The sequence below is a fragment of the Arthrobacter sp. PAMC25564 genome (assembly GCF_004798705.1).
GTDB lineage: Bacteria > Actinomycetota > Actinomycetes > Actinomycetales > Micrococcaceae > Arthrobacter.
In genome coordinates, this window is record NZ_CP039290.1 from 3,012,074 (window position 1) to 3,030,912 (window position 18,839).

The 18,839-nt window shown below is 65.6% G+C and carries 20 protein-coding genes and 1 pseudogene; 9 read left to right on the plus strand and 12 right to left on the minus strand.

The window, feature by feature from the left end; genetic code table 11:
* Window positions 1–7 precede the first annotated feature (7 nt).
* From E5206_RS14070 to E5206_RS14100, 8 genes are all read right to left on the minus strand, one after another.
* Window positions 8–847 carry an aldo/keto reductase gene (locus E5206_RS14070; RefSeq protein ID WP_136323032.1) on the minus strand — a complete coding sequence of 280 codons (840 nt, stop codon included), beginning with the start codon at window positions 845–847 and terminating at the stop codon, window positions 8–10.
* Window positions 844–1,713, minus strand: coding sequence for a TIM barrel protein (locus E5206_RS14075; protein WP_136323033.1), 870 nt, complete (start codon window positions 1,711–1,713; stop codon window positions 844–846). The genes E5206_RS14070 and E5206_RS14075 overlap by 4 nt, the downstream gene beginning before the upstream one ends.
* Window positions 1,710–1,871: a hypothetical protein gene (locus E5206_RS19325; RefSeq protein WP_168709349.1), complete on the minus strand. Its 162-nt coding sequence runs from the start codon at window positions 1,869–1,871 to the stop codon at window positions 1,710–1,712. The genes E5206_RS14075 and E5206_RS19325 overlap by 4 nt, the downstream gene beginning before the upstream one ends.
* 43 nt (window positions 1,872–1,914) lie before the next feature.
* Window positions 1,915–2,199, minus strand: coding sequence for a hypothetical protein (locus E5206_RS19470; protein WP_205759933.1), 285 nt, complete (start codon window positions 2,197–2,199; stop codon window positions 1,915–1,917).
* A 67-nt stretch (window positions 2,200–2,266) separates the two neighbouring features.
* Entirely contained in the window at window positions 2,267–3,004 is a 738-nt protein-coding gene (locus E5206_RS14085; RefSeq protein ID WP_136323034.1) for an SDR family oxidoreductase, read from the minus strand.
* 2 nt (window positions 3,005–3,006) lie between these two features.
* Window positions 3,007–3,915, minus strand: coding sequence for a shikimate dehydrogenase (locus tag E5206_RS14090; protein WP_136323035.1), 909 nt, complete (start codon window positions 3,913–3,915; stop codon window positions 3,007–3,009).
* Window positions 3,912–5,327: an MFS transporter gene (locus tag E5206_RS14095; protein WP_240689749.1), complete on the minus strand. Its 1,416-nt coding sequence runs from the start codon at window positions 5,325–5,327 to the stop codon at window positions 3,912–3,914. The genes E5206_RS14090 and E5206_RS14095 overlap by 4 nt, the downstream gene beginning before the upstream one ends.
* Before the next feature lie 170 nt (window positions 5,328–5,497).
* Window positions 5,498–6,400: a LysR substrate-binding domain-containing protein gene (locus E5206_RS14100; protein ID WP_136323036.1), complete on the minus strand. Its 903-nt coding sequence runs from the start codon at window positions 6,398–6,400 to the stop codon at window positions 5,498–5,500.
* A 373-nt stretch (window positions 6,401–6,773) separates the two neighbouring features.
* Between E5206_RS14100 and E5206_RS14105 the strand changes: the two genes are divergently transcribed.
* Both E5206_RS14105 and E5206_RS14110 read left to right on the plus strand, forming a co-directional pair.
* Entirely contained in the window at window positions 6,774–8,528 is a 1,755-nt protein-coding gene (locus E5206_RS14105; protein WP_136323037.1) for an FAD-dependent oxidoreductase, read from the plus strand.
* 307 nt (window positions 8,529–8,835) lie between these two features.
* Window positions 8,836–9,429 carry a hypothetical protein gene (locus E5206_RS14110; protein WP_240689751.1) on the plus strand — a complete coding sequence of 198 codons (594 nt, stop codon included), beginning with the start codon at window positions 8,836–8,838 and terminating at the stop codon, window positions 9,427–9,429.
* A gap of 67 nt (window positions 9,430–9,496) precedes the next feature.
* On the opposite strand, the gene E5206_RS14115 is transcribed toward E5206_RS14110, so the two are convergent.
* Window positions 9,497–10,402, minus strand: a complete 906-nt coding sequence (locus E5206_RS14115; RefSeq protein ID WP_136323039.1) for a LysR family transcriptional regulator — start codon at window positions 10,400–10,402, stop codon at window positions 9,497–9,499.
* A 144-nt stretch (window positions 10,403–10,546) separates the two neighbouring features.
* Between E5206_RS14115 and E5206_RS14120 the strand changes: the two genes are divergently transcribed.
* Genes E5206_RS14120 through E5206_RS14150 form a run of 7 tightly spaced genes read left to right on the plus strand, consistent with a single transcriptional unit; the run spans window position 10,547 to window position 17,166 of the window.
* Window positions 10,547–11,575 (plus strand): amidohydrolase family protein, encoded by a 1,029-nt coding sequence (locus E5206_RS14120; protein ID WP_136323040.1) that lies wholly within the window; start codon window positions 10,547–10,549, stop codon window positions 11,573–11,575.
* 12 nt (window positions 11,576–11,587) lie between these two features.
* Window positions 11,588–12,280 (plus strand): 4-carboxy-4-hydroxy-2-oxoadipate aldolase/oxaloacetate decarboxylase, encoded by a 693-nt coding sequence (gene ligK / locus E5206_RS14125; RefSeq protein ID WP_136323041.1) that lies wholly within the window; start codon window positions 11,588–11,590, stop codon window positions 12,278–12,280.
* Window positions 12,281–12,282: 2 nt separating this feature from the next.
* Window positions 12,283–13,218, plus strand: coding sequence for an amidohydrolase family protein (locus tag E5206_RS14130; protein WP_136323042.1), 936 nt, complete (start codon window positions 12,283–12,285; stop codon window positions 13,216–13,218).
* Window position 13,219: 1 nt separating this feature from the next.
* The gene (locus tag E5206_RS14135) at window positions 13,220–14,521 is read left to right on the plus strand and encodes a protocatechuate 4,5-dioxygenase subunit alpha/beta (protein WP_136323043.1); all 1,302 of its coding nucleotides are present in this window, start codon (window positions 13,220–13,222) and stop codon (window positions 14,519–14,521) included.
* 25 nt (window positions 14,522–14,546) lie between these two features.
* Window positions 14,547–15,500 carry a Gfo/Idh/MocA family oxidoreductase gene (locus E5206_RS14140; protein ID WP_205759934.1) on the plus strand — a complete coding sequence of 318 codons (954 nt, stop codon included), beginning with the start codon at window positions 14,547–14,549 and terminating at the stop codon, window positions 15,498–15,500.
* Window positions 15,501–15,526: 26 nt separating this feature from the next.
* On the plus strand, window positions 15,527–16,471 hold the full coding sequence (locus tag E5206_RS14145) for an aldo/keto reductase (RefSeq protein WP_136323044.1): 945 nt from the start codon (window positions 15,527–15,529) through the stop codon (window positions 16,469–16,471).
* Window positions 16,468–17,166 carry a substrate-binding domain-containing protein gene (locus E5206_RS14150; RefSeq protein WP_136323045.1) on the plus strand — a complete coding sequence of 233 codons (699 nt, stop codon included), beginning with the start codon at window positions 16,468–16,470 and terminating at the stop codon, window positions 17,164–17,166. The genes E5206_RS14145 and E5206_RS14150 overlap by 4 nt, the downstream gene beginning before the upstream one ends.
* Window positions 17,167–17,208: 42 nt before the next feature.
* On the opposite strand, the pseudogene E5206_RS19845 reads toward E5206_RS14150, so the two are convergent.
* The 3 genes and pseudogenes from E5206_RS19845 to E5206_RS14165 form a co-directional block, all read right to left on the minus strand.
* Window positions 17,209–17,349 (minus strand): annotated as a pseudogene (locus E5206_RS19845) (TraM recognition domain-containing protein); the annotation flags it as partial.
* A 371-nt stretch (window positions 17,350–17,720) separates the two neighbouring features.
* On the minus strand, window positions 17,721–18,416 hold the full coding sequence (locus tag E5206_RS14160; RefSeq protein WP_205759935.1) for an SDR family NAD(P)-dependent oxidoreductase: 696 nt from the start codon (window positions 18,414–18,416) through the stop codon (window positions 17,721–17,723).
* Window positions 18,403–18,756: an FAD-binding protein gene (locus E5206_RS14165; RefSeq protein ID WP_205759936.1), complete on the minus strand. Its 354-nt coding sequence runs from the start codon at window positions 18,754–18,756 to the stop codon at window positions 18,403–18,405. The genes E5206_RS14160 and E5206_RS14165 overlap by 14 nt, the downstream gene beginning before the upstream one ends.
* Window positions 18,757–18,839 lie beyond the last annotated feature (83 nt).

Genomic DNA, 18,839 nt, shown 5'->3' on the forward strand with positions numbered 1-18,839 from the left:
TGCTTTCTCAGTGGAAGTAGGTGTCGGAGTCCAGGCGCGGCGGCGCACCGGTTTCGAGTGCATCAATCGCGGCCATGTGCTGCTGGGTCAGGGCGAAACTGAAGACGTCCAGGTTCTCCCGTTGGCGTTGGCTGTCCGCGGACTTCGGCACCGCCACGCGGCCGTGCTGCACATGCCATCGCAGGACGATCTGGGCCGGTGTCCTGCCAAGCTCCCTGGCAGGGTCGCGCACAGCCGTCTGCTCCAGGAAACTCCCGTTGCGGCCCAAAGGGCTGTAGGCGGCAGTGACTATTCCGTGCTCGCGGTGGTACGCCAGTTGGGCCGGTTGGCCGTGCTCGGGATCAACCTGTACCTGGTTCAGCGGGACCGCCAGGCCGGCCTCCTGAACGGCCTGCAGGTGCGCCGGTTTGAAGTTTGAGACACCCCAAGCCCTGATGGAGCCGTTCTCCACGAGGTCCTGCAGCCCTTCGCAGGCTTCAACGAATCGCCCCTGGGCGGGGTTGGGCCAGTCAACCAGGAACAGGTCCAGATAGTCGGTTCCGAGCCGCCGCACCGCCTGGCCGAAGGCCTCGCGCACTCCGTTCCGGCTGTGCCACCGGGTGTTGAACTTGGTGGTGAGGAACAGGTCACCGCGGTCGACGCCGCTGCGGCGGACGCCCTCCCCCACGGCGGCCTCGTTGGCGTAGTTCTCGGCCGTGTCGATGTGCCGGTAGCCGATGCCGATGGCTTGGGACACTGCCGCGGCGGCGTTCTCACCCGTCAGGGGCCAGGTGCCCAGGCCGATAAGCGGCATACGCACGTCCGGCGCGAGTTCCGCCGTCGCTAACTCTGCAGTGGTGCCGCTCATTTCGCACCTGCCCTGTCAAGAGTGCCGGTCAGCTGCGCGCTGCCTGCCTGGGCCAGCACGGCGTCAACTCCTGATTTGAGCAGACGCGCCCACCCCAGCTTGCCGAGTTCCGCCACGCGCCGGTCCGAAGGGGCCTCCACACTGACCGGAAGGCTGGCCGGAAGTGCGGCAACCGCCGCCACGAGGCCGAACTCGCCCTCGCCGGGAACGCCCCGCTCGGATCGGGATTCAAGGACCAGCCCGTCCCGGCTGGCGGGCCGTTCCGCCGGGCCGTCGCACAACTGCAGGAGCGGCACGAGGTCGGCGTTGGCGCGCAGCTCCTCCCACTGATCGGCCGCGCCCGGACCGTTGTAGCGGTTGAAGTGCAGGGTATCCACCACGATCCGGCAGCCTGCCTGGCGGGCGATGTCCGCGGCCTGGGCGATCGAGGCGACGGGCTGATAGGAGATCGCCTCCAGGGTGGGGGTGATCCCGAAACCGCGGCCGTCCTCGGTCATCCGGGCCAGCGTGCCGACCAGTCGGGCGCTGTCCGGATCCGCACCGGCCACGGTGAGGGAGCTTGCCCCCAAGGCCTGGCCCGCCTCCATCATGCGCAGCCATGCTTCGCGCTGGTCGCTGCCGTCCAGCAGCAGGAATTCGATATCCCGCACGGTCACGCCCGTGTCCTCCATCCTCGACCGCGTCTCGCGCAGCATCAGTGAGCCTGGCTGGAGGTTGTAAGGCCGCTCCGCCGGTGTCACGGGGCGGACCCGGACGCCAATGAAATCGAAACCCGCCCGGGCGGCGACTTCCACCAGGTCAGGCGGCATGGTGTTCAGCAGGGACAACTGGGCCAGGCCGACGGGCCTGTGCGCGTTTTCGGTCATGACTTTGCTCCGTTCAGGCTCAGTTCGTTGTTGGCGGTGGCCCCGGCCGTCAGGAGAGAGGCGATCCGCTGTGCTGCGTCATAGCGGAGAGTCTTTGGGGTGCGGCCGTTGCGGCCCAGTGTCAGGGGGCGGGCGGCGTAGCGTGTGTTCTGTTCCATTACTGTTCCTTAGCCCGCAACCTGTGCGAGGGATCGTGTGTTTTCAGGCAGCCGGTCGAAGCGAACCGGAAGACCTGTACGGGACGATTCGTAAACCGCCAGCAGTATCCGCAAGGCCTTCGTCGCGTCCTGGCCGGTGATGGCCGGTTCTCCGCCGCCGCGGATACGGCCAGAAACGGCGCTGGAAGAGGACACCGAGTTTCTCGCCGGCGTCATCGCAGGCCTTCACCAGGGCGCGGAACGCCTCGAGGTGGTTGCGGGAGATGGCACCGCAGCCCACGATTCCGATGCGGAAGGTGCGGGCGGTGACAGGTGATGGGGTGATCATCAACAGGTGCCATCTTTCTGGTGCTGGTAGGAAAGTGTGGTGCGGTCCGGCAGAGGCTGGTGCGGGGCTAGTAGGTGGCCCGGCCGCCGGACAGGTCGAAGACGGAGCCGGTGGTGTAGGACGCCGCCGGTGAAACGATGAATTCGATGAGGGCGGCCGCTTCGTCGGGCGTCCCGAACCTGCCCATCGGGATCTTGGCGGCCTGGGCCGCCTGCTGTTCTTTCGGCACTTCGGCGAAGAGCGGGGTCACCACATTGCCGGGGGCGAGGGCATTGACGGTGACGCCGGACAATGCGAACTCCTTGGCGAGTGACTTGACCAGGCCCAGGATCCCGGCCTTGCTGGCAGAGTAGGCGGGCATGTTGACGACGCCTTCCTTGCCCGCCGTCGAGGAGATATGGAGGAGCCGCCCATATCCTGCCTTGGCCATCCCAGGCAGGACGGCCTGCGAGACGATGAACGCCCCTGTCAGGTTGATCTTCATGATGCGTTCGAAGTCCGCCACCGTTGTGGCGGCAGCCGGGGCCACAGGGCCCAGGATGCCGGCGCAGTTCACCACCGCGTCGAGCCCTCCCATCTCCCGTTCAGCCTCGGAGACGGCCGCCGCAACCGATGCCGGGTCGGTGACGTCCATAGCGAGTGAGGTGCCTGGTCCGCCCGGCCAGGTGGCCGAGGGCAGGTCCGCACCCGTCACCGCGGCGCCGGACGCCCTGAGGCGTGCCGCCGTCGCACGTCCGATGCCGCTTGCCGCCCCGATGACCAGGCAGCGGGACTCGGCGATGGTGCTCGGTGCCTGGGAATCCATAGCTAGCTGACCGCCTGTCGGAACGTGGCCAGCATGCGCTCGGCGTCGGCGGGGATGCCGGTGAAGAGCTCGAAGGCGGCGGCTGCCTGCCCCACCACCATGCATCCGCCGTCGAGCACGGCGCAGCCCTTGCCGCGGGCTGCCTTGATCAGTTCGGTTTCAAGCGGCCGGTAGATCACGTCCGCTACCCACAACCCGGAGTGGATCAGATCGGGATCCACGGGCATACCGGGGTGGCCTGTCATACCGATGGGTGTTGAGTTCACCAGCCCGTCGGCTTCCCGGATGCTTCCGGCAACAGCATCCGTGCGGGTCACCGAGAGCTGGCTGTCCGGGAAGTGCGGGGCCAGCCGGGTGGCCAGGGCTTCGGCTCGGGCCGGTTCGATGTCCGCGATGACCAGGTGCCGGGTTCCGGTGCTGAGCAGACCGAAGGCCACCGCCGCGCCGGCTCCTCCGGCACCGATCTGCACCACCGAGTCGGTGGCGGCGGACGGGAGACCGGCCTTGAGGCCTTCGGTGAAGCCGGTGTGGTCCGTGTTGTGGCCTACAGCCTTGCCGTCCTGAAAGGTGATGGTGTTGACGGCACCAAGGATCCGGGCTTCGGGGGAAAGCTCGTCCAGGCTGTCCTGGACCAGTTGCTTGCTCGGGTGGGTGACGTTCAGGCCGTCGAAGCCGAGATCCGCTGCGTGCCGGACCAGCGCCGCGGAGCTTTCCGCAGGTTCTCCGATCTGGTCCAGATCGATGACGCGGTAGGTGTAGGCAAGGCCCAGCCTGTCGGCTTCGGCTTCGTGCAGGCCCGGAGTGAGCGATCCGCCGATACCGGAGCCGAGCAAACCCACCACGAACCGATGGCTGGTATTGGCTTCACGCGGCCGGAATGCCCGGGTTCCCGCCAGGGTTTGCTGGCTCATGCCCGTGCCTTGTCGGCAACTGCGTGGGAAGCGGCGTCGGCCGTGCTGGATTGTGGTGCTGCGGGTTCCGGGGTGACGGACGACGCCGCGTGGCGCCGCGGGTCAGATTTCTTCAGTCCCAGCAGGGCCGTCGGAGTCTTGAACGTCTCGGGTGCCAGCAGCGCTGCGACGGCGGAGATGGCGCAGGCCACGGCGGCGAACGTTGCGACCGGAACCCAGTTGGCTTTGTCGCCACCGATCAGCAGCTCGGAAATGACCGGAGCGAATCCTGCCAGCAGGAGTCCGAACATGAGGCTGATGGCCATGCCGGAGTAGCGGACCTTGACCGGGAACTGCTCCGGGAAGAATGCGGGGTAGATGGAGTTCGACCCGGTGTACGCAACGCCGATCAGAAGGATGCCGGTCACAAAGATCAGCGGAACATTCGCCGCCGACAAGGCCGAGAAGAACACGAAGATCATCGCTATCTGCAGCACCAGACCGGTGACGAAGACGGGTTTACGCCCGATCCGGTCCGAGAGGATGCCGGCCAGCGGGCCCATGGCCACTGCGGCGAGGTTGGCCACTGCGATTACGGTCAGCATCAGCCCCTTTTCAACGCCGACCACGGAGGTGGCGTAGGACAGCGCAAAGACATTGATGATGGTGTTGATGATGGTGAACAGCGACATGGCGGTGACACGGATGACGGTAACCCAGTGGTGCCGGAACAGGGTGACAATCGGAACCTTGACCACTTCGTCCTGCGCTTTGACGTCGGCGAAGACCGGCGGCTCCTCCAGGAGCCGACGGAGCACAAAGGCGATGACGGTCACCACTGCGCTGGCGAGGAACGGGATGCGCCAGCCCCAGGCCAGCAGCTGGTCCTCGGGCATGGACGCCACCGGAATGAACACCAGCGTGGAGAGCACGATGCCGAACATGATGCCGCTCATCGTCCAGCTCGTGTAGAAGGCGCGCTTCCTGTCCGGTGCGTGCTCGAGCGTGAGGGAGCTTGACCCCGGCGATTCGCCGCCGGCGGAGAGTCCCTGCAGGAGCCGGAGAGCCACGATGAGGATCGGCGCTGCCATTCCAATGTCGTTGTAGGTGGGCAGGCAGCCGATGAGGAACGTCGAGGAGCCCATCAGCAGGAGGGTGACCAGCAGGACCTTCTTGCGGCCGAATTTGTCGCCGAGGTGTCCGCAGATCACAGCCCCAAGCGGACGTGCGACATAAGCAACGCCGACGGTTGCGAATGACAAGAGCATCGCGGAAGGACCGGGGGCGAAGAACAGCTTGCCGAAGATCAGCGCTGCCGCCGAGCCGAAGATGAAAAAGTCGTAGTACTCGAGTGCGCTTCCCACGAACCCTGAAACGGCTGCGATCTTCGCATTGTTCTTGGGTCGTGCTGGCGCCGATGTCGACACTGACATTGTGTTCCCTTCAGGTAACAGGACCGTCTCGGGGCTCTTGGGGGTGGGCCAGCTGCGAAACGGTTTGCCACGTTATGCGGCTTCTCCCTCCAGTGTGGCTGCAATCACTTAGTGTGTCCACGACTAAAATGATCTATCACTATGCCGCAATTCGACTATATGAGGTGAGGTCAGTGGGGGATCTCAGGGAAGATCTCCTCGACGACGGCGAGCACGGCCGCGAGCACGGCGGAGTCATTTCCCTCGGACCACGCGATGGCGTGGTTCATGAAGTGGCGCGGCGGATCCAGGGCCACGTATGTTGCGCCGGAGGGGATGATCCCGGCGATCCCGCTACTCATGAGGGTGACTCCCACACCGGCGGCCACGAAGGTCAGCACCATGTAGGGGTCCGACAACTCCTGGACAATGCGCGGGCGGAAGCCTGCCGCCATGCAGGATGCGAGCATCACCTCGGTCATGGAGGACGAGCCGTCCAGCGGCGGCGAGATGAAGTCATCGCCCACCAGAGCCTGCAAGGGGATGGATTTTTCCTGCGCCAGCGGATGATCCAGCGGCAGCACCGCGCCGATTTCCTCGCTGGCGACCAGCCGCGTCAGCACCGAAGGGACAGGAGTTTCGGGAAGGCCCACGAAGGCAAGGTCCAGGGTTCCGTTAGCCACGCTGGTCAATCCGTCCGCCGTGCGCACCCGGCTGGTGAGTTCCATTTTGATGTCGGGATGACGACGGCGCACCGCACGGGTCAGCGGCGGGAGGGTCAGGTGGTTCACGGCACCGGAGAACCCGATTCTGATGTTGCCCCGGACGCCCTCAACCTCCGCCCGTGCCGCCTCGCGGGCCAGGCGCATGTCCTGGAGTACGCGGTAAGCGCGCGGCAGCAGGGCATAACCCGCCGGCGTGAGCGCCACGCTTCTGGTGTTGCGCTCAAAGAGGCGCGTCCCCAGATCCGCCTCGAGCTTCTTGATCGTCTGGCTCAGCGGGGACTGCGACGTGTGCAGGCGCAGCGCAGCACGGCCGAAGTGCAGTTCTTCGGCCACCGCAACGAACGCCTCCAGCCAACGGATTTCAGTCATGTCTTCAGAATGTACCCTCAACCTGAACGTCGGGCGGACAGGGGGCTCTAGCTTTCAGGGATTACCCCCCGGACCAGCACAGGGAGCTTGCGCACATAGCACCGTCCTCGGACGGGGGCATCGGCGGTCCAACCACCAATGAGTCACTCGGGATTTACCTCTTCAGAAGCCAGCGGCTCCGAAACGATCTGCGGGTGCCAGGTTCCCCGTCCCGGTACGACCGCGGCACGTCGGTCCATCGCATCAGACCCAGACTATTCTTGTTTTGCACATAATCAGTAACCTACTTAGTCATAGACGCTACATTGTATGGCGCCCATAATGAGGAGGACATACAGCACGTGACGCACACAGATGTGCGCGAAGGAGAAACATGAAAACGCCCCTGTCGGACAATTGGGATCAGGAAGTGGACCTTGTGGTGCTCGGTACCGGAGCGGCGGGGCTTTCAGCGGCGTTGACTGCCGCGGCCCTGGGCTCGGAAGTCCTGGTCCTGGAAAAAACCGAACTCCTCGGGGGAACCACCGCGTACTCGGCCGGCACTTGCTGGGTGCCAAACAACCGATTCCAGCGTGAAGACGGAATCCTGGACGATTACGACCGCGCCGCACGCTATCTGGATGCTGTGGTGGGCGACAAGGCCCCGCGTGAAGGCTGGCTCGCCTATCTGGACGCCGCGCCCAAGATGCTGGACGCGATGCATGACCTCGGCGTCACCTTCCGTCGCTCCCCTGCCGTGGTCGACTACCACTCCGAACTGCCCGAGACTGGTAAGACCGGACGCGCATTGGAACCGGACCCCTTCGACGGGCGCCTGCTGGACAAGGCCGACTTCGCCCGTGTCCGTCCGCCGGTACCGGAATTCGCCCTTCTGGGCGGGACCCTGATGTTGCGCCGTGCGGACGTGTCCGCCTTACTCAAGCTCTACAACGGCTCACTGGCTGAGCGTGGCAAGGCCGTGGCTCTGGCTGCACAACTCGGCCTGCGGTGGGCACTTGACCGGCTCACCCGTCCGCGAGGCACACGTCTGGTGATGGGCAACGGGCTGGTGGCCCGCATGTTCCACGAATCGCGCAAGCGCGGGGTGGAATTCCTTTTCGGTGCGCAAACCACCGAACTACTTAAGGACGGGGACCGTGTTGTCGGTGCGGTGGTTGTGCAGAACGGCAGGCGCCTGCGCATCCATTCCCGCCAAGGCGTGGTGCTCGCCGCCGGCGGCTTCGCCCAAAACGCCGAAATGCGAAAGAAGCTGCTGCCGTCCCCCACGCCGCTCTACTCGCGGGCCGGGGAAGGGGCCACCGGAGACACGCTGTCCCTGGCCAGGGAGGCCGGTGCCACGCTGGCCAAGGATAACGGGGAAAACGCACTGTGGTTCCCCAGCTCCATCGGACGGCGAAGGGACGGTTCCCGCGTGGTCTTCCCGCACATCTGGGACCGTGCCCGTCCCGGCGTGATCGCCGTGGACTCTAACGGCTTGCGCTTCGTGGACGAATCCTGTTCCTACCACCGGTTCGTGCGGGCCATGTTCGCCTCCCCGGACGCCGCGGCGGTTCCGGCCTGGCTGGTCGTGGACTCGCGGACCTTGGCAAAGTATGGGCTGGGCATGATCACGATGCCCCACCTGCCGCGTGCGGCACTGCGGCGCTACATCAAGGACGGTTACCTCTACGAGGCTGAGACCCTCACCGGCTTGGCGGCGCAGATCGGCGTGGACGCCGCGGGCTTGGAGTCGACCGTGCAGCGCTACAACGGATTTGCCGCCACCGGCGTGGATGAGGACTTCCACAAGGGCGAGCTGCTCTTCGGCCGGGTGGCCGGGGACCCGGACCATGGGCCGAACCCGAACATCGGGCCGCTGCAGAAGGCGCCCTTTTATGCGATGGCCGTCGTGCCCACACCGCTGGCCACCGCCTACGGGGTGCTCACCGACGGAAACGGGCAGGCACTCGATGCCCAGGGCAAACCGGTGGCCGGACTTTATGCCGCTGGAAACGACGCCGCGTCGGTCATGGGCTCGGAATACCCCGGCGCAGGCGTGCAGGTCGCCTCCGGCATGACCTTCGGCTGGCAGGCCGCCCGCCACGCGGCCGCCACAGCCCAGGCCACCACCGCCCAGGCCCGCGGCTAGTCTGGAGGAATCTACTCACGGGTAGGCAGGAGCGCCGGCAGCCTCCCCGTGCTCTGATAGCAAGCGCTTGGTTTCCCTATCAGCCCCAGGAACGCCCGACGGCGGGACACTCCCGCCGTCGGGCGTTCCTGATGTGGCGGCGCTAAGGAGCAGCCTGAATTCCTTGTTGGATCGTTTGCTCCCGCAGGTTTCCTGTTCGATCCCCTTGCCATTTCGACAAACCACCGCCGCCCACGGGTAACCTTGAGCCATGGCCTCATCCACACCCACCCTAGCGACGCGCTGGGAACCCCTGCCCCTGCGAGTCGTGGCGGAGCTCCTGGGGCCGTCATCGGCGCGTTGGTGGCTTTCCGGAGGGGTGGCGCTCGACCACTGGCTCGGCACTAACACTCGCGGGCACGACAATATCGATGTCAGCACGACGATCGCCGACCTGCCTCAAGTGGTGCAGGCCCTGCCGGCGCCGTTTAGCGCGTGGGTTCCGTCAGGCGACGGCGTTCTCCCTTGGGCAGAGGCTGATATGGATGCCGATCTGCAGCCGATCCGTATCCATAATGACGCAACTGGCGCATGGGTATTGCAGGTCAACGTCGAGGACGGCACGGATAGCGTCTGGGTTTATCGACGAGATCCCCGACTGCAGCTGCCGTGGGATCGTGCAGTGATCGACGTCGACGGCATTCCGACCGGGGCGCCCGAGGTGCAGCTGGTCTGGAAGGCGCTCCGCCCCCGTCCGGAGGACGACGCCGACAAGGATGCGGTTCTAGCGGAGCTCCCTGACGAAGCCCGCGCCTGGTGGGAGCACGCGATTCTGACGATCCACCCACACTCGTCATGGTCAATCCATGTGCGTAGCCCGTTCGCTCCGGGTAAGGCCAGCTGGAACAGGACGAAACGCTAGCGCTCCGCTTTGGCCTGCCGGCGATGGGCAGCCTGTCCGATTTTGAAACGCCCGCAGACGCTTGTGACTACGACTTGTATTCGTCCGCCGCAACCGCATCAAGCACCAGCGAGCGGAACCAGCGCTGCGCCTGCGAGAGGCTGGCCTCGCGCCGCGTGTACAACTCCACTGGTGTGCTCTGCCCGGGCCAGGGCAGCTCGGCGATGCGAAGGCGGGGGAACCAGCCGCAGAACACCCCCGCTACATGCCGAGGCAGCAGGACGACCAGATCCGTCGCCTCGAGCACGGCGGGCACAGTGCCGTATTCCTCCATGGTCAGCACGACCTGGGACATCAAGTCGTGTTCGGTCAGCGCCTGCAAAGGATAGACGTGCCCGCCACGGGCGGAGACCCGCACAAAGCGCCTCCCCTCGAACATGTCAGGCCCGGTCGCGGGCAGTGGATGCGACCCGGACGACAGAGCCACGTATTCGACCGAACGCACGTGCGTCCTCCACAGCCGCGGTGTGGCGATCAGCGACACGGTCAATGCCAGATCGATGGTGCCGCGGATTAGCCCGCTCTCGACCTCGTCCGAATCGAGCCGTTCTACCTGTATTCGCGGATCGGCGCCGACCCGCCCGAGGGCGGTCATGATCGGTGGGAGGAACGTCTGCTCGCCGATCGAGGTGAGTCCGAGCACGAGTTCGCCGCTGAATCCGGTCGGTTCGAACACGTCCGATCCCATGACGGTCGCGTCTATTTGTGCCAGGGCGTTGTGTAGGGGCCCAAACAGTTGCGTCGCCTTCGCGGTCGGCACCATGTCGTTCCCCTCGCGACGGAACAGCTCGTCGCCGAACCGTTCCCTGAGCCGCTTCAGGGAATAGCTGATCGTGGGCTGTGTCACGTGCAGTTGCCTGGCGGCGCCCGTGACGCTGCGCAGCTCGTAGAGCGTGACGAATGTCCGGAGCTGGTTGAGGTCGGTGAACGTCATGTCATAGATCCTATCTATGACTCAGTCTTTGCATATCTATTGGACCACGGTGGCAAACACCCCTAGAGTCAGTTGGGGCAGCACTGAATCAACGAAGTGCAGCTGCTTTCGCACCGCTTACCCTCAGTGACAAGGACGACACGCGTGATTATCGACATCCACGGCCACTACACCACAGCTCCAACACAGCTTGGAGCCTGGCGTGATCTGCAGATCGCATTCACTGAAGGACGCGCGGACGCTCCTGACCCTGCGGCCCTGCGCATCAGCGATGACGACATCCGTGAGACCATCGAGGCCAATCAGCTCAAGCTTATGAACGAGCGCGGCAGCGACGTCACCGTATTCAGCCCTCGGGCCTCGTTCATGGCGCACCACATCGGAGACCTGGCTGTTAGCGAGACCTGGGCCCGGATCTGCAACGACCTGTGCGCCCGCGTCAGCGAGCTCTACCCCGAACGCTTCCTAATGGGGGCGATGCTCCCCCAGTCCCCCGGTACGGATCCCGCGACGAGCGTGGCCGAGCTTACTCGTGCCGTCGAGGAACTCGGCGCCGTCACCGTGAACCTCAACCCCGACCCGTCCGGCGGCAACTGGACGTCACCGCCGCTGACCGATCGCTCGTGGTACCCGATCTACGAGAAACTCGTCGAATACGAGATCCCGGCGATGGTGCACGTCAGCACCTCGTGCAACCCGGCCTTCCACACGACCGGAGCGCACTACCTGAACGCCGACACCACCGCGTTCATGCAATTGCTCCAGGGCGATCTGTTCCGCGACTTCCCCGAGTTGAAGCTCGTAATCCCTCACGGCGGCGGCGCCGTTCCCTACCACTGGGGGCGCTTCCGTGGGCTCGCAATGGCGCTGGGCAAGCCCGTAATCGAGGAGCACCTGCTGAACAACGTGTTCTTCGACACCTGCGTGTACCACCAGCCGGGCATCGACCTTCTCACCAAGGTCGTCCCGACCGAGAACATCCTCTTCGCGAGCGAGATGATCGGCGCCGTGCGCGACATCGACCCGCGCAGCGGACACTACTTCGACGACACCAAGCGTTACGTCGACGCCACCCCGAACCTGAACGACGCGCAGCGCGCGCAGGTGTTCGAAGCCAACGCCCGCCGTGTCTACCCAAGGCTTGACCGCGCCCTTACTGCACGCGGACTCTGAGAGGACCACCACATGCGACTGAACAACCTCGGCATCGTCCGCACCAACATCGAACGTCCGGATCCCGCGGACGTCAAACGGCTTTCGCAGTTCGGCGTCGCCACCATCCACGAGGCGATGGGGCGAGTCGGGCTCCTGCGCCCCTACATCAGGCCGGCCTACACCGGCGCTAAGCTCTGTGGTCCGGCCGTGACCGTGCTGCTACAGCCCGGTGACAACTGGATGTTCCACGTCGCCGCCGAGCAGGTACAGGAAGGCGATGTGATCGTCGCCGGCTGCACCACCGAAAGCGAGGACGGTTTCTTCGGTGAGCTGCTCGCCACCTCGCTGACCGCCCGCGGCTGCAAGGGCTTGGTGATCGACGGTGGTGTCCGCGACGTCGCCGATCTGGAGAAGATGGATTTCCCGGTGTTCTCCCGCGCTGTCAACGCCAAGGGCACGGTCAAGGCCACCCTCGGATCGGTGAACGTCCCCGTCGTGGTCGCGAACGCCGTGGTGAACCCTGGCGACGTCGTTGTGGCCGACGTCGACGGCGTCGTGGTTGTCCCGCGCGGGCTGGTCGGAGCGGTGGCAGACGCCAGCCAGAAGCGCGAGGATAACGAGGAAGCCAAACGCGTGAAGTTCCGTGAGGGCGTCCTGGGCCTGGATATCTACGGCATGCGGGAGCCGCTCGCCGCCGCCGGCCTCGAGTACGTGGAGAAGTGACCGTGGCGCACGGAGACACCACGGGAGGCTTCGAGAAGTCCGCAGGCTGGCTCGACTGGTACGACGGCCCCACCAAGCCCACGTTCCGACTGCCGGACGACGCGGTCGACGCGCACTGCCACGTGTTCGGACCCGGGGAGCGGTTCCCTTACGCCCCCGAGCGGAAGTACACCCCGTGCGATGCCTCGGCGGAGCAGCTCTTCGCGCTGCGCGACCAACTCGGCTTCGACCGCAACGTGATCGTCCAGGCAACCTGCCACGGCGCCGACAACCGGGCACTGGTCGATGCGCTGCAGCGCAGCGGCGGCCGCGCCCGCGGCGTCGCTACGGTCCGCCGCGACGTGACCGAGGAGCAGCTGGCCGAGCTGCACGCGGCCGGCGTCCGCGGGGTCCGCTTTAACTTCGTCAAGCGCCTCGTCGACCGGGTGCCCACCGACTCGCTCGGGGAGATCGTCGCGAAGATCGCGCCGCTCGGCTGGCACGTGGTCATCTACTTCGAGGCCGAGGACCTGCCGGAGCTCTACGACTTCTTCTCCGCGATCCCGACCGACGTCGTCGTCGACCATATGGGCCGACCCGACGTGTCCAAGGACCCGGACGGCCCTGAGTTCGCACTGTTCCTGCGCTTCATGCGCGAGAACACCAATGTGTGGACCAAGGTCTCCTGCCCAGAGCGCCTGTCCGTCACCGGCCCGCGCGCTCTCGACGGCGAACAGCACGCCTACACAGACGTGGTGCCGTTCGCCCGACGCGTGGTCGAGGAGTTCCCCGACCGCGTGCTGTGGGGAACCGATTGGCCCCACCCCAACCTCAAGGACCACATGCCCGACGACGGGCTGCTGGTCGACTACATCCCACAGATCGCGACGACCCCCGAGCTGCAGCAGAAGCTGCTCGTGGACAACCCGCGCCGCCTCTACTGGCCCGAAGGAGCATGACATGGCACTCGACAAGCCGTACAAGGACGTTCCCGGCACGATCATCTTCGACGCGGAGATGGCCCGCAAGGGATACCACCTCAACCAGTTCTCGATGTCGCTGATGAAGCCCGAGAACCGCCAGCGCTACCTGGCCGACCGCGAGGCGTACCTCGATGAGTGGCCCCTTTCGCCCAAGCAGCGCCAGGCCGTGCTGGACATGGACCTCAACGCCATGATGGCCGAGGGCGGCAACATCTACTTCCTGAGCAAGATCGGCGCCACGCACGGCCTGAGCTTCCAGCAGATGGCCGGCTCCATGACTGGCATGTCCGAGGCCGCCTACCGCGACATGATGATCGGCGGCGGACGCCGCCCCGAGGGCAACCGCCTCAAGGACCTCGACGGCTGGGTCCCGCCGGCGCCGCGCGAGAAGTCCCAGACCATGCGCGAGAACGCCCCGGCGAAGTACACGTCGGCGCTGTTCACCTCGCATGTCCCGGCGATCGGCGCCGCGATGGACCTCGGCAAAACCGAGGAGCCGTACTGGAAGAAGGTGTTCTCCGGCTACGAGTGGACCCGCAGGTGGGCCAAGGAGAATACGCCCGACGTCGTCATCCTCGTCTACAACGACCACGCCACGGCCTTCGACTCGTCGATCATCCCCACCTTCGTGCTCGGCACCGGGGCAGAATACCCGGTCGCGGACGAGGGCTACGGCCCCCGCCCTGTGCCCGGCGTGAAGGGCTACCCGGAGTTCGCCGCGCACATCGCGCAGTCGGTTATCCAGGACGACTTCGACCTCACCCTCGTCAACGAGATGGTCGTGGACCACGGGCTCACCGTTCCGCTCTCGCTCGTCTTCGGCGACGTCGAGGAGTGGCCGTGCAAGGTCATCCCGCTGGCCGTCAACGTGGTGCAGTATCCGGTGCCTTCCGGCCGCCGCTGCTACGAGCTCGGCAAGGCCCTTCGCCGCGCCCTCGACAAGTGGGACGGCCCGGAGCTCAACGTGCAGATCTGGGGCACCGGCGGCATGAGCCACCAGCTCCAGGGTCCCCGTGCCGGCCTCATCAACGAGGAGTGGGACAACGCGTTCCTCGACCACCTCATCGCCGACCCGCTGGGCCTGACCGAGTGGGATCACATGGAGTACGTTGATGAGGCGGGGTCCGAGGGCATCGAGCTCGTCGACTGGCTGATCGCGCGCGGCGCGATGGACGACCAGTTCGGCGGCGAGGCGCCTTCTGTTGACCACCGGTTCTACCACGTGCCGGCGTCGAACACCGCCGTCGGCCACCTTGTTCTCACGAACCCGACCGACTGACCGCATCCGCAACAAAGGAGCCCCCATGACTGACAAGATCCGTGTGGCCGTCGTCGGCGCCGCAGGCGCCTTCGGCATGAAACATCTCGACGGCCTGATGAACATCTCCGATGCCGAGGTGACCGTCGTCAGCGGCACGCGGCTCGAACCCACCCAGGAAGTCGCCGCCAAGTACGGCGTCGCCAACGCCGTCGTCGGGCTCGACGCCGTGCTCGAGCGCGACGACGTCGATGCCGTCATCCTCGCCACGCCCACGGGTCTGCACGCCTCGCAGACGCAGAAGGTCCTCAAGGCCGGCAAGCACGTGCAGGTCGAGATCCCGCTCGCCGACTCGCTAGCCGACGCCGAGGCGACGCTCGCCGCGGCCGAGGCGTCCGACCGCGTCGCCATGGTGGGCCACACGCGGCGGTTCAACCCCTCGCACCAGCTCGTGCACAACCGGATCGCCGAGGGCTCGTTCAACGTGCAGCAGATGGACGTGCAGACGTACTTCTTCCGCCGCACGAACACGAATGCCAAGGGCGAGCCGCGCTCCTGGACCGACCACCTACTGTGGCACCACGCCGCGCACACTGTCGACCTGTTCGCCTACCAGGCGGGCAAGATCGTGCAGGCGAACGCGATCCAGGGCCCCATCAACCCGGATCTGGGCATCGCGATGGACATGTCGATCCAGCTCAAGAGCGAGACCGGGGCGATCTGCACCCTGTCCCTCTCGTTCAACAACAACGGCCCGTTCGGCACGTTCTTCCGCTACATCGGCGACACCGAGACGTACATCGCGCGCTACGACGACCTCTTCAACGGCCGCGACGAGCAGATCGACGTCTCGAAGGTGGCGGTGAGCATGAACGGCATCGAGCTGCAGGACCGCGAGTTCGTCAGCGCGATCCGCGAGGGGCGCGAGCCGAACTCGTCGATCCGCCAGGTCATCGACTGCTACCGCGTGCTCGGCGCGCTTGAGAAGCAGCTGGCGTGAGGCTACCCCCCACCGGTCTGGGCTGTATGTCGCTGAGCCACGCGTACGGCGTCCCCCCGACGCGTGACGAGGGCCTGGCGATGCTGCGCGCAGCTCTCGATGAAGGCATCGGGATGCTCGACACGGCAACACTGTACGGCGGCGGCCGCAACGAAGAGCTTGTAGGTGCTGCGATCGCGGGGCGCCGCGACGAGGTCTTCCTGGCGAGTAAGTGCGGGATGGCGTCCGTCGACGGCGTAAAAGTCATCGATGGACGCCCCGATACGCTGCGCGCACAGGTCGATGCTTCGCTGAGCCGCCTTGGCGTCGATTACATCGACCTGTACTACCTTCACCGGTGGGACAAGAAGGTGCCGATCGGCGATAGCGTCGGCGCACTGGCCGAGATGGTCGCCGCGGGCAAGATCGGCGCAATCGGCCTGTCCGAGGTGTCGGTCGCACGACTGCGCGAGGCGCAGTCAATCACCCCTATCGCGGCCGTGCAGAACGAGTACTCGCTGTGGAGTCGCAATGCCGAGCTTGGCATGCTCGACGCCACTCGCGAGGACGGCGTGACCCTGGTTGCGTTTTCGCCGGTCGCAAGGGGTTTCCTCGCCGATGCGATCAAGGACCCAGGTAAGCTGGCCCCAAACGACATCCGCCGCAGCATGCCGCGCTTCCAGCCCGAGCACTGGGGTGCGAATGCGACGCTGCTGGCCCCTTGGCGTGAGCTGGCTGCGGAGGCCGGTTGCACCCCAGCACAGCTCGCGCTGGTCTGGCTGCTCTCCCGCGGCGATCACGTTCTGCCGATCCCGGGAACAACGAGCGTCGCGCACCTGCGTGAGAACATGGCGGCGGCCGACATCTCTGTCGACGACGCGCTGCTGACGCGGGCCGGCGAGCTGATTGGCACGGCCACCATCTCTGGCGCGCGATATGCGCCAGCATCTGCTGCCGAAGTAGACGCCGAGACTTTCGAGGATGCCGCATGAGGGCGATCTCGTCGATGGCCACCCGCCACGTTCTCGCCGACCTCGCTGAAGCTGCCGCCGGGGCCGGGCTACCGCTTCTGCAGCTCGAATCCGTAGGCGGAGTGACCGCCGCCCAGCGGGTGACCGCCGGTGAGCCGTTCGACCTTGTGTTCCTCGCCGAGGACGCTCTCCAACGCCTCGCTGCCGAGGGGCACGTCGATCCGGCATCCATCACCCCGATCGTACTGTCGGAGGTCGCCGTAGGCGTGGCCGCACGCAGCGCCGATGCAGCCACATGTTCCGAAGGCACGGCCTTTGCGAATGCCGACGAGCTTCGCGGCGCCCTGCGCGCGGCATTCCGCATCGGATATTCCACCGGACCGAGCGGCACCGAGCTATTGCGAATGATCGACCAGTGGGGCATGACCGATGAGGTCAGCGACCGGCTTGTGCAGGCCCGTCCAGGCGTACCCGTGGCGCGCCTGCTCGCCGAGGGAGAGGTAGATCTCGGCCTGCAGCAGCTCAGCGAACTGGTCGGGCAACCCGGCGTGTGCGTCCTCGGCGTTCTCCCGGCCGACTGCGCGATTATCACGGTCTTCGCGGGTGCTGTCGCGGCATCCTCCAACAACGCGGCTCGTGCTGCGGAGGTGTTGGCCTTCTTCCGATCGGACCTCTCGGCATCGATCAAGTCGGCGCACAGTTTTCGCGCGCCCTGAGGCCCCTGCCGTGACGGATTGACTGATACGGGTCCTGCAGACGCGGAGGAACCCGTCTTCGGCGACACCGCCGCCGTAGACCTTGACGTTCGCGGCCGGCCAGATTTTCCGCATGTTCGCCTCACCCCACAGCTCGACGCCCTGGCACCAGGACTGCAGGATCGCCATCATGATCCGGCCCTCCTAACAGTCCACTCACAGATCCGCACGTTCCGGCAGCAGGATTCGGCCGGCTCCATGATTGCGGAAGATGCTTTCCGGTAGAGGACGGGCAACCGCGCCACCACAGGGCAGGCAGGAAATGCTGCTCAGGGGCCGATCTGAGGCTGTTTCATGTGCGGAAGGCCCTGGTGGGGGCTTCCGCACACCCGGCACCAAGAATCCCCCTTATGCCCGGCTGAACAGCCCAGTCATTCTGCGACCCACACCCGCAAACAAAAGTAGGCGCGTTGCGTAAGCCTAGGTCCGGGCGCAGCAACCGACCGATTGGATTTCAGATGGCGGTGTATCCTCCGTCGGCGTTGATAATGGATCCCGTCAGTGCGGAGGAGGCATCACTCGACAGGAACAGAACAACGTTCGCGATCTCGTCCGGTCGGAGCAGTCGTCCGATAGGTTGCCTGGAAATCATCTGCGAGCGGGTCTCTTCGGGGAGTTGCGCCAGCAGCGGCGTGTCCACGTAACCCGGTGACACCGCATTGAAGCGGATCCCCTCCCGGGCATAGGTCAGCGGACCGGGTGAAGTTCGCTACGGCGGCTTTCGCTGCAGAGTAGGCATTGCTGTTCGCCTGGCCCACGTGGGCAAGAATCGAGGCCATGTTGATCACCGACGCGGTCCGGGGTTCTGCGGCTTCCCTGCGGAGCCCCAGGATCGTTGCGACAGCCCACTTGTTGCAGATGGCAACACCCGTGAGGTCGACGTCGATGACACGTTGCCAATTGGACATGTCGAGTTCGTGAAGCGGTGTTTTCACCTCGGGAATGCCGGCGTTGGCTACCAGGATGTCCAGGCCTCCAAAGGCGCGCGCAGCGCCTTCCATCAGACCGCGCACCGAAGGTTCATCGGTGACATCCGTGCGAATGAATTCGGCTCTGCCCCCACGGGCTGTTATGTCATCGACAATCCTCGGAACGCTGCTTCCGATATCGCCGATGGTGACCGCAGCACCGGCATCGGCAAGTTTGCGGGCTATGGCTTCGCCGATTCCGGAAGCCCCACCCGTCACGACCGCGGATCTACCATTGAGCATCCTGTTTCCTTACTCCTTCGAATCTTCGGCTGGGCGTCCTGTCAGGACCGGTAGGGGTCTCAGACGCCGGCCACTCGCGGTACGCCGCGGCCGGCTGCGAGCTTGGTGATGTCCCTTCCGGCCGGTAGCCGAATACCAGGGCGGGGCCGGGAATGGCGGTTCCCTCTTCGGTGGTGACTTCGCAGCGTTCGTTAACGCCGATGCCTGCGAAGGTGCCCAGATCGCCCATCTGGATCTTGGCGGCATAGTAGGGGCCCTTGCCGACCGGGGCAAGGTTGGGGTTCGGTTTGTGTTCCATGTCGCCGCGGAAGTGGTTGTAGAGCAGCCTGACCGGCAGCACGCGCGGCCGATCGTCATTCGGCCGTCGATCTTCGAACACGGGCAGGGCGCGTTCTGCGCACAGCGCCCAGAGTGCTGCCGCCT

Coding starts and splice junctions, on each gene's coding strand:
- E5206_RS14070 (WP_136323032.1), bottom strand. CDS start 847: ATGAGCGGCACCACTGCAGAGTTAGCGACGGCGGAACTCGCGCCGGAC.
- E5206_RS14075 (WP_136323033.1), bottom strand. CDS start 1,713: ATGACCGAAAACGCGCACAGGCCCGTCGGCCTGGCCCAGTTGTCCCTG.
- E5206_RS19325 (WP_168709349.1), bottom strand. CDS start 1,871: ATGGAACAGAACACACGCTACGCCGCCCGCCCCCTGACACTGGGCCGC.
- E5206_RS19470 (WP_205759933.1), bottom strand. CDS start 2,199: ATGATCACCCCATCACCTGTCACCGCCCGCACCTTCCGCATCGGAATC.
- E5206_RS14085 (WP_136323034.1), bottom strand. CDS start 3,004: ATGGATTCCCAGGCACCGAGCACCATCGCCGAGTCCCGCTGCCTGGTC.
- E5206_RS14090 (WP_136323035.1), bottom strand. CDS start 3,915: ATGAGCCAGCAAACCCTGGCGGGAACCCGGGCATTCCGGCCGCGTGAA.
- E5206_RS14095 (WP_240689749.1), bottom strand. CDS start 5,327: ATGTCAGTGTCGACATCGGCGCCAGCACGACCCAAGAACAATGCGAAG.
- E5206_RS14100 (WP_136323036.1), bottom strand. CDS start 6,400: ATGACTGAAATCCGTTGGCTGGAGGCGTTCGTTGCGGTGGCCGAAGAA.
- E5206_RS14105 (WP_136323037.1), top strand. CDS start 6,774: ATGAAAACGCCCCTGTCGGACAATTGGGATCAGGAAGTGGACCTTGTG.
- E5206_RS14115 (WP_136323039.1), bottom strand. CDS start 10,402: ATGACGTTCACCGACCTCAACCAGCTCCGGACATTCGTCACGCTCTAC.
- ligK (WP_136323041.1), top strand. CDS start 11,588: ATGCGACTGAACAACCTCGGCATCGTCCGCACCAACATCGAACGTCCG.
- E5206_RS14135 (WP_136323043.1), top strand. CDS start 13,220: ATGGCACTCGACAAGCCGTACAAGGACGTTCCCGGCACGATCATCTTC.
- E5206_RS14140 (WP_205759934.1), top strand. CDS start 14,547: ATGACTGACAAGATCCGTGTGGCCGTCGTCGGCGCCGCAGGCGCCTTC.
- E5206_RS14145 (WP_136323044.1), top strand. CDS start 15,527: ATGTCGCTGAGCCACGCGTACGGCGTCCCCCCGACGCGTGACGAGGGC.
- E5206_RS14150 (WP_136323045.1), top strand. CDS start 16,468: ATGAGGGCGATCTCGTCGATGGCCACCCGCCACGTTCTCGCCGACCTC.
- E5206_RS14160 (WP_205759935.1), bottom strand. CDS start 18,416: ATGCTCAATGGTAGATCCGCGGTCGTGACGGGTGGGGCTTCCGGAATC.